An 8,342-nucleotide genomic window follows, 5' to 3' on the forward strand; every position below is an offset into this window, starting at 1 on the left:
ATCTTATGGGGTCAGTCCCATACGCAAGGCTGTTTTTGTTTTATTTTCTTTTCATTAGTTTGTCATACACCTGCTTTAAGGCGGATTCGAACTTTCCTGTCTGTTTTGGCTTGTAATATTGCTTGTTCTTTAAAGGATCAGGGAGATATTGTTGTTCGACCCATCCGTTGTCATAATTGTGCGGGTATTTATAATCGATTCCTCTTCCTAATTCCTGAGCTCCTTTATAATGCGCGTCTTTTAAATGCTTCGGGACATCTCCTATTCTTCCGGCTCTGATATCTGCCAGCGCCTCATCGATCGCCAGAATGGCTGAGTTTGATTTCGGCGAGAGGCAAAGTTCAATAACTGCGTTTGCCAGCGGGATTCGCGCTTCAGGAAATCCGACCCGCTCAGCGGTCTGAACAGCGTGCAGCACTCTTGGACCAGCCTGCGGGCTTGCTAAGCCGATATCTTCATATGCGATGACAAGCAGCCGTCTTGCGATGCTTTCCAGATCCCCGGCTTCAATTAATCTTGCCAAATAATGAAGAGCGGCGTTGGCATCAGAGCCGCGGATCGATTTTTGAAAAGCGGACAATACATCATAATGCGCATCACCATCTTTATCGTGAGAAAAGCTCTTTTTCTGCAAACATTCTTCCGCGGTTTCTAATGTAATATGAATCACGCCGTCGGCTGACTCCTTCGTTGACAAGACGGCCAGCTCAAGCGCATTTAAAGCGGAGCGGACATCTCCTCCGCATCCGCGGGCAAAATGCTCCATCGCCTGATCATCGATAGATACAGAATATGTGCCAAGGCCCCGATGCTCATCATGAAGCGCACGTTCCAGGGCCTGTTTAATCAGTTCCGGTGTTAACGGCTCAAGCTCAAAGATCTGTGCCCGGCTTCTGATTGCCGGATTAATGGCATGATACGGGTTTGCCGTGGTCGCTCCGATTAAAATAATCATCCCGTTTTCTAAATAGGGCAAAAGAAAATCTTGCTTTCCTTTATCCAGCCTGTGAACTTCATCCAGTATCAAAATTACCTGGCCTGACATTTTAGCTTCCTGGGCTACGATCTCCATATCTTTTTTATTGTTAATGACAGCATTGAGCTTTCGAAAAGCAATACTTGTTGAACCGGCGATTGCTGTTGCGATTGATGTTTTTCCAATCCCGGGCGGCCCGTACAAAATCATGGATGACAAATGTTTTGCCTGAACCATTCTGCCGATCATTTTATCTTCAGCCACCAGATGCTGCTGGCCGATAATATCCTCTATATTTGTCGGACGCATCCGATATGCCAATGGCTTCATCATCATCTCTCCTTACATAATTACAGGGTAACGGAAAAGTGGACATTAGAAAAGGGGAAAGGCCCGTTTCCGCCTGCCTCAATGAAAATTAGCTGAGTGTATGTTATAATAACAGTTGGTCTATTAGATAATAAACGGACGAACCATATAGAAATTACCATTATAAATGTGGAAAATCACGAAATAACAGAGGTGTTCATGTTGAAAATATCAACTAAGGGAAGATACGGTCTCACGATTATGATCGAGCTTGCAAAAAAGCATGGTGAAGGCCCGACTTCATTAAAAAGCATCGCACAGACGAATAATTTGTCCGAGCATTATCTGGAGCAGCTGGTATCGCCGCTCAGAAATGCCGGTTTAGTTAAAAGCATCAGAGGCGCATACGGCGGATATGTACTAGGCAGTGAGCCAGATGCGATTACAGCGGGGGATATTATCCGTGTACTCGAGGGGCCAATCAGTCCTGTTGAAGTGCTGGAAGACGAGGAGCCGGCTAAGCGTGAGCTCTGGATTCGCATACGGGATGCCGTGAAAGAGGTTTTAGACAGTACAACATTAGAGGATCTTGCCAGCTACACAGACGGAGAGCAAGAAGCTTATATGTTCTATATTTAGATCAGAGGTGTAAACATAATGGAACGGATTTATTTAGATCATGCTGCAACGTCTCCGATGGATGAGCGTGTGCTGGAAAAAATGATACCGCATTTCTCCGGCAGTTTCGGCAATCCATCCAGTATTCATTCATTTGGTAGAGAATCTCGAAAATGGGTGGACGAAGCAAGAGCGCAGATTGCAGCAGAAATTGGAGCGGCAGAGCAGGAGATCATTTTTACAAGCGGGGGAACGGAAGCCGATAACTTGGCGATTATGGGAACCGCGCTTGCAAGAAAAGATCTGGGCAGACATATCATCACGACAAAAATTGAGCATCACGCTGTGCTTCACACCTGTGAAAAACTAGAGGAAGACGGATTTGAAGTAACGTATCTAGACGTTGACCAAAATGGAAGAGTCAGTGCAAAACAGGTGAAAGAAGCACTGCGTGATGATACAATCCTTGTGACAGTGATGTATGGAAATAATGAAGTCGGAACAGTGCAGCCGATCGATGAAATCGGTGAGCTGCTAAAGGAACACCAGTCATATTTTCATACCGATGCTGTTCAGGCATTCGGATTGCTGCCAATTGACGTGAAAAACAGCCATATTGACCTTCTGTCTGTTTCTGGGCACAAGCTCAACGGGCCAAAAGGGACAGGCTTTTTATATGCAAGTAGAGATGTGAAACTTTCCCCGCTCTTATTCGGAGGAGAGCAAGAAAGAAAACGCCGTGCCGGAACAGAAAATGTTCCCGGCATTGTCGGGCTGAATGAAGCCATCAAGCTGTCAAGTGAAGAACGGGTCGAAAAAAACGAGAAGTATCAATCGTTTAAAACAATCATTGCCGACACGCTTGAACATGCCGGTGTGGCATTCGAGATTAACGGGGACAAAGAGCATAGTCTGCCGCATGTTCTGAATCTTTATTTCCCCGGTATATCAGTTGAAGCGCTGCTGGTGAATCTTGACATGGCGGGAGTAGCTGTCTCAAGCGGATCAGCGTGCACGGCCGGTTCAGTTCTGCCGTCACATGTTCTGACTGCCATGTTCGGAGAAAAGAGTGACCGGCTGACGTCCTCGATTCGAATCAGCTTCGGCCTCGGCAATACGGCTGAGCAAGTGAAAACTGCTGCCAAACATGTGGCTGACGTTGTAAAGCGGCTCACACAATAAGGCGGCTTAGTTATTGGAGTGAATGAAATGGAAAAACGGCCGGAAGATACAAGAGTCGTCGTCGGCATGTCCGGCGGAGTAGACTCATCTGTGGCGGCCCTGCTGTTAAAAGAACAGGGCTATGACGTAATCGGAATTTTTATGAAAAACTGGGATGATACGGACGAAAACGGTTTTTGCACGGCGACAGAGGATTATGAAGATGTGATTCGTGTCTGCAATCAAATTGGAATTCCGTACTATGCCGTTAATTTTGAAAAGCAATATTACGAGAAGGTATTTCAATACTTCCTTGATGAATATAAAGCAGGCAGAACACCAAACCCGGATGTACTATGCAACAAAGAGATTAAATTCAAGGCATTTTTGGAGCACGCCCTGTCACTTGGCGCCGACTATTTAGCAACTGGCCACTATGCAAGGGTAGACAGAAGCGGCGGCAAAGTCAGAATGCTGCGTGGCATTGATGAAAACAAGGATCAAACGTACTTCTTGAATCAGCTGACAGAAGATACGCTAAGCAAAGTCATGTTCCCGATCGGCGAGCTTCAAAAAAGCCGTGTGCGTGAAATGGCCAAAGAAGCAGATCTTGCAACAGCGACGAAAAAAGACAGTACGGGCATCTGTTTTATCGGCGAACGCAACTTCAAAACATTTCTCAGCCAATATCTCCCTGCACAGCCGGGCGATATGATGACGATGGACGGCGAAGTAAAAGGACGCCACGACGGGTTGATGTACTACACGATCGGACAGCGTCACGGCCTTGGCATCGGCGGAAGCGGCGAGCCGTGGTTTGCAGTTGGCAAAGATCTCGAAAAAAACATTCTCTACGTGGATCAAGGGTTCCATAACCCGCTTCTGTATTCTGACAAAATTACAGCAACAAATATCAGCTGGGTTCGTTCGGATATCATGAAGGGCGAAGAGGTTGCCTGCACGGCAAAATTCCGTTACCGCCAAGAAGATCATAACGTAACGGTTCGCATGACGGGTGAAGGCGAAGCGGAAGTCATCTTTGATGAACAAGTCCGCGCTGTAACACCTGGACAAGCCGTTGTCTTCTATGACGGTGAAGAATGCCTTGGCGGCGGAACAATTGATGATGTGTATAAAGACGGAACAAAATTGTGGTACGTATAAAAGATGAAAAACCTCAACACTGAGTTGGGGTTTTTTAATGAAAGGAAGATGATCGGTGGATTATAATCAAGTCGGTATAGAGGCGATGCAGGAAGGCGATTACGAGAAAGCGGCAGAGGCATTTACAAAAGCAATTGAAGAAAATAAAGAAGACGCGATACCTTATATCAATTTTGCTAACCTGCTTTCATCCGTAAACGAGCTGGAACGGGCGCTTGCGTTTTATAATAAAGCGCTTGAATTAGACAATAACGCAGCCACTGCTTATTATGGAGCAGGAAATGTCTATGTCGTAAAAGAAATGTACAAAGAAGCGAAAGACATGTTTGAAAAAGCGCTTCGAGCCGGGATGGAAAACGGTGACCTGTTTTACATGCTCGGAACGGTTCTTGTCAAGCTCGAACAGCCTAAGCTTGCACTCCCTTATTTACAAAGAGCGGTCGAACTGAATGAAAATGATACAGAAGCGCGCTTTCAATTTGGGATGTGCTTAGCGAACGAGGGCATGCTGGACGAAGCGCTCAGCCAATTTTCAGCTGTAACAGAGAAAGATCCTGGCCACGCCGATGCATTTTACAATGCGGGTGTTGCTTATGCTTATAAAGAAAATCGAGAAAAAGCATTGGAAATGCTGGACAAGGCGATCGACATCCAGCCAGATCATATGCTTGCGGTTCATGCTAAAAAACTAATCGACCCATCATAACAGCACAGGAGGAGGGAAAAGCTCGTGCAGCAGCAGCCGGATCAGCTTAAACTGGAGGAAGAACCCTATTTAAAGGGAACAGTCAACACAGTCATCTATCATAATGACACCAATTTATATACGGTTCTGAAAGTGAAAGTCACAGAGACCTCCGAAGCGATTGAAGATAAAGCCGTATCCGTGACGGGCTACTTCCCTGCGCTTCAAGAAGAAGAGACCTACACGTTTTACGGAAAGATTGTAACACATCCAAAATTCGGGCTCCAATTTCAGGCGGAGCATTTTAAAAAGGAGATCCCGACGACTAAGGAAGGCATCATTCAGTATTTATCGAGTGATTTGTTCGAGGGAATCGGCAAAAAAACAGCTGAAGAAATAGTAAAAAAGCTGGGCGACAGCGCGATTAATAAAATTTTGGCTGACGCGTCAGTGCTTTATGATGTACCGAGACTGTCAAAAAAGAAAGCTGACACGCTAGCCGGTGCGTTGCAGCAGCATCAGGGACTTGAACAAATCATGATTTCCCTGAATCAGTTCGGCTTTGGCCCTCAGCTGTCTATGAAAATCTATCAGGCCTATGAATCCGAGACGCTTGAAAAGATTCAGGAAAACCCTTATCAGCTTGTGAAAGATGTAGAAGGGATAGGGTTTGGGAAAGCGGATGAGCTTGGCAGCAGAATGGGGCTTTCGGGTAATCATCCTGAAAGGGTAAAAGCCGCTATTTTGTACACGCTTGAAACGACTTGTCTGTCAGAAGGGCATACGTACATAGAAACGGAGCAGCTGATTATCGACACCCAATCATTGTTGAACCAGTCAGCAAGGGAAGGACAGCATATCACAGAAATGGATGCCGCTAACGCCATTATTGCCCTTGGTGAAAATAAAGACATTGTCATAGAAGACGGCCGCTGTTATTTTCCATCGCTGTTTTACGCAGAACAAAACGTTGCAAAGCGTGTGAAACATATCGCAAGCCAAACTGAATATGATGACCAGTTTCCTGAATCAGAATTTCTGCTCGCTTTAGGAGAACTGGAAGAACGGATGAACGTTCAGTATGCCCCGAGCCAGAAGGAAGCGATTCAAAAAGCCCTTTCTTCACCGATGCTTCTTTTAACGGGAGGCCCGGGAACAGGGAAAACGACGGTAATCAGAGGAATTGTCGAACTGTACGGAGAGCTTCACGGCGTGTCACTAGACCCGTCAGCTTATAAAAAGGATGAAGCTTTTCCGGTTGTATTGGCCGCACCGACAGGAAGAGCGGCGAAACGGATGAGTGAATCAACGGGCCTTCCCGCGGTCACGATACACAGGCTGCTTGGCTGGAACGGCGCAGAAGGTTTTACCCATACAGAGGATCAGCCGATCGAGGGAAAGTTGTTAATTATTGATGAAGCCAGTATGCTTGATATATGGCTGGCGAACCATTTGTTCAAGGCGATCCCTGATCATATACAAATCATTATTGTGGGAGACGAAGATCAGCTGCCTTCTGTCGGTCCGGGCCAAGTGCTGAGAGACCTTTTGGCATCCAAGGTCATTCCGACTGTGAGACTGACAGACATCTACCGCCAGGCGGAGGGGTCATCAATCGTCGAGCTTGCCCACCAGATGAAAAATGGATTGCTGCCGAACAATTTGACTGCCCCGACGAAGGACCGTTCCTTTATTCGCTGCGGTGGCTCACAAATAAAAGAAGTGGTCGAAAAGGTTGTCGCCAATGCTTTGAAGAAAGGCTATACGGCAAAGGACATACAGGTTCTCGCCCCGATGTACAGAGGAAAAGCCGGCATCAATGAACTGAATGTAATGCTGCAGGATATTTTAAATCCTTCTAAAGAAAAACGGAGAGAATTGAAGTTCGGAGATGTTGTGTACAGAACTGGAGATAAAATTTTGCAGCTCGTCAATCAGCCGGAAAACAATGTATTCAACGGAGATATTGGGGAAATTACGTCGATATTTTATGCGAAGGAAAATACAGAAAAAGAAGACATGGCCGTTGTTAATTTTGACGGCAATGAAATGACATTTACGAAAAAAGATTTTAACCAATTTACCCATGCGTATTGCTGCTCTATTCATAAATCGCAGGGAAGTGAATTTCCGATTGTGGTTTTGCCTGTAGTGAAAGGCTACTATAGAATGCTCAGAAGAAATCTTCTTTATACCGCAATTACAAGAGCAAAGAAATTTCTCATATTATGCGGGGAAGAGGAGGCACTGGAGTGGGGTGTAAAAAATAATGACGCGACTGTCAGACAGACTTCCTTGAAAAACAGGCTGTCAATACAGGTTGAGGAAATGGATGCAGAGCTTGAGGCTTTGCAAAAAGAGCTCCCGTTCAGTGTGCACGATGCCAATATTGGCATGGAAGGCATTACACCATTCGATTTTATGAAAGAAGAACAGCTGTAAAAAGGCTCCCGTGTTATCGGGAGTTTTTTCAATTGCGGTGGAAGTGATTTCATCGTATGAGTCAAAGGCGCAAAGCAAAACCTAAGCCTGTTCAACAAAAGGTGGTTGATCACACTTTGAGAACATGCCATGAGATAGAAGGGTTCCCAGTATACTCACAACGAACTTCTTGTTATCTTGGGACAATTTCCGATATTTGTTTTTCTCTGAAAGGAGATTGTCTCGGGTTTATTCTTGCACAAAAACGGTTTTTGCATCATCATCATGCGCTTTTACAGGCGTGTGATATCACATGCATTCTTGATGACCGCATATTGGCCTCGGTCAGTACTAACCAGCTTCTGCCTCTTCCGAAGTCATGCTTCACATACGAGCAGATGAAAATGAAGCTTGTGAAATCGCAAGAGGGAGATATATTGGGGATGCTGGAAGATGTATACTTTTGTTTGGACAGGGGCATAATCGTAGCATATGAACTCTCGGACGGTTTCTTTTCTGACCTGGCGGGAAGCAAGCGCCAGATCCAAAAAGCGGATTCGCTTGTCGAGGTGCGGAAAGATGAGATCGTCCTGAACGGATAGAGGTGTGAGATATGCTTATATGCCCGAACTGCAAAAGTAAGGATATCGGGAAAATTGGCGTGAACCAATATTATTGCTGGGGCTGTTTTATTGAACTGACAGTGGCGAAAGGGAAGATTGCAACTCATCAGGTGGAAGAAGACGGAACGTTAAGCAGCTTGGATGATTTGTTTTCTGAGGATGAACGCAGCATCAATTTTTGATCATGAAGGGAGATGCGCAGGATGAATCGGACGATGACTTCTCTTTTGGCATTGGGAGCAGGGGCTCTCGTGTACCGAATGGCGACTCAATCCGATATGCTGAATAATCGTAGCATGAAGCGGATGAGAAAAAGAATAACGAAAATGTTTTAATGTGAAAAAGGATACTCTTCGAAGAGTATCCTCAGGCTGTCGAGAAAATC

General features: G+C 45.6%; 9 protein-coding genes. 8 read left to right on the forward strand and 1 reads right to left on the reverse strand.

Annotated elements, in window-relative coordinates; all coding sequences use genetic code 11:
• Positions 1 to 40 precede the first annotated feature (40 nt).
• On the reverse strand, positions 41 to 1,306 hold the full coding sequence (locus tag MOF34_RS20490) for a replication-associated recombination protein A (RefSeq protein WP_268401539.1): 1,266 nt from the start codon (positions 1,304 to 1,306) through the stop codon (positions 41 to 43).
• 201 nt (positions 1,307 to 1,507) lie between these two features.
• Between MOF34_RS20490 and cymR the strand changes: the two genes are divergently transcribed.
• The 8 genes from cymR to MOF34_RS20530 all read left to right on the forward strand — a co-directional run bounded on the left by cymR (position 1,508) and on the right by MOF34_RS20530 (position 8,292).
• A complete protein-coding gene (gene cymR, locus MOF34_RS20495) occupies positions 1,508 to 1,924 on the forward strand; it encodes a cysteine metabolism transcriptional regulator CymR (RefSeq protein WP_003225879.1) in 417 nt (138 codons plus the stop codon).
• Between the two features lie 18 nt (positions 1,925 to 1,942).
• Positions 1,943 to 3,085, forward strand: a complete 1,143-nt coding sequence (locus MOF34_RS20500) for a cysteine desulfurase family protein (RefSeq protein WP_268401541.1) — start codon at positions 1,943 to 1,945, stop codon at positions 3,083 to 3,085.
• Positions 3,086 to 3,112: 27 nt separating this feature from the next.
• Entirely contained in the window at positions 3,113 to 4,228 is a 1,116-nt protein-coding gene (gene mnmA, locus MOF34_RS20505) for a tRNA 2-thiouridine(34) synthase MnmA (RefSeq protein WP_268401542.1), read from the forward strand.
• An 85-nt stretch (positions 4,229 to 4,313) separates the two neighbouring features.
• Positions 4,314 to 4,934, forward strand: coding sequence for a tetratricopeptide repeat protein (locus tag MOF34_RS20510; RefSeq protein WP_268401546.1), 621 nt, complete (start codon positions 4,314 to 4,316; stop codon positions 4,932 to 4,934).
• A 24-nt stretch (positions 4,935 to 4,958) separates the two neighbouring features.
• On the forward strand, positions 4,959 to 7,355 hold the full coding sequence (locus tag MOF34_RS20515; RefSeq protein ID WP_268401543.1) for an ATP-dependent RecD-like DNA helicase: 2,397 nt from the start codon (positions 4,959 to 4,961) through the stop codon (positions 7,353 to 7,355).
• 56 nt (positions 7,356 to 7,411) lie between these two features.
• Positions 7,412 to 7,936: a PRC-barrel domain-containing protein gene (locus tag MOF34_RS20520; RefSeq protein ID WP_268401545.1), complete on the forward strand. Its 525-nt coding sequence runs from the start codon at positions 7,412 to 7,414 to the stop codon at positions 7,934 to 7,936.
• Between the two features lie 11 nt (positions 7,937 to 7,947).
• Entirely contained in the window at positions 7,948 to 8,139 is a 192-nt protein-coding gene (locus MOF34_RS20525; RefSeq protein WP_003225893.1) for a hypothetical protein, read from the forward strand.
• Between the two features lie 21 nt (positions 8,140 to 8,160).
• Positions 8,161 to 8,292, forward strand: coding sequence for a YrzQ family protein (locus MOF34_RS20530; protein ID WP_019715211.1), 132 nt, complete (start codon positions 8,161 to 8,163; stop codon positions 8,290 to 8,292).
• Positions 8,293 to 8,342: the final 50 nt, after the last annotated feature.

Source organism: Bacillus sp. T17B1 (assembly GCF_026796395.1).
Classification (GTDB): Bacteria; Bacillota; Bacilli; order Bacillales; family Bacillaceae; genus Bacillus; species Bacillus spizizenii_A.

Bases quoted from the DNA above. Each gene is read 5' to 3' on its own strand.
- MOF34_RS20490 (WP_268401539.1), bottom strand. From the start codon at position 1,306: ATGAAGCCATTGGCATATCGGATGCGTCCGACAAATATAGAGGATATT.
- MOF34_RS20500 (WP_268401541.1), top strand. From the start codon at position 1,943: ATGGAACGGATTTATTTAGATCATGCTGCAACGTCTCCGATGGATGAG.
- mnmA (WP_268401542.1), top strand. From the start codon at position 3,113: ATGGAAAAACGGCCGGAAGATACAAGAGTCGTCGTCGGCATGTCCGGC.
- MOF34_RS20510 (WP_268401546.1), top strand. From the start codon at position 4,314: ATGCAGGAAGGCGATTACGAGAAAGCGGCAGAGGCATTTACAAAAGCA.
- MOF34_RS20520 (WP_268401545.1), top strand. From the start codon at position 7,412: ATGAGTCAAAGGCGCAAAGCAAAACCTAAGCCTGTTCAACAAAAGGTG.
- MOF34_RS20525 (WP_003225893.1), top strand. From the start codon at position 7,948: ATGCTTATATGCCCGAACTGCAAAAGTAAGGATATCGGGAAAATTGGC.
- MOF34_RS20530 (WP_019715211.1), top strand. From the start codon at position 8,161: ATGAATCGGACGATGACTTCTCTTTTGGCATTGGGAGCAGGGGCTCTC.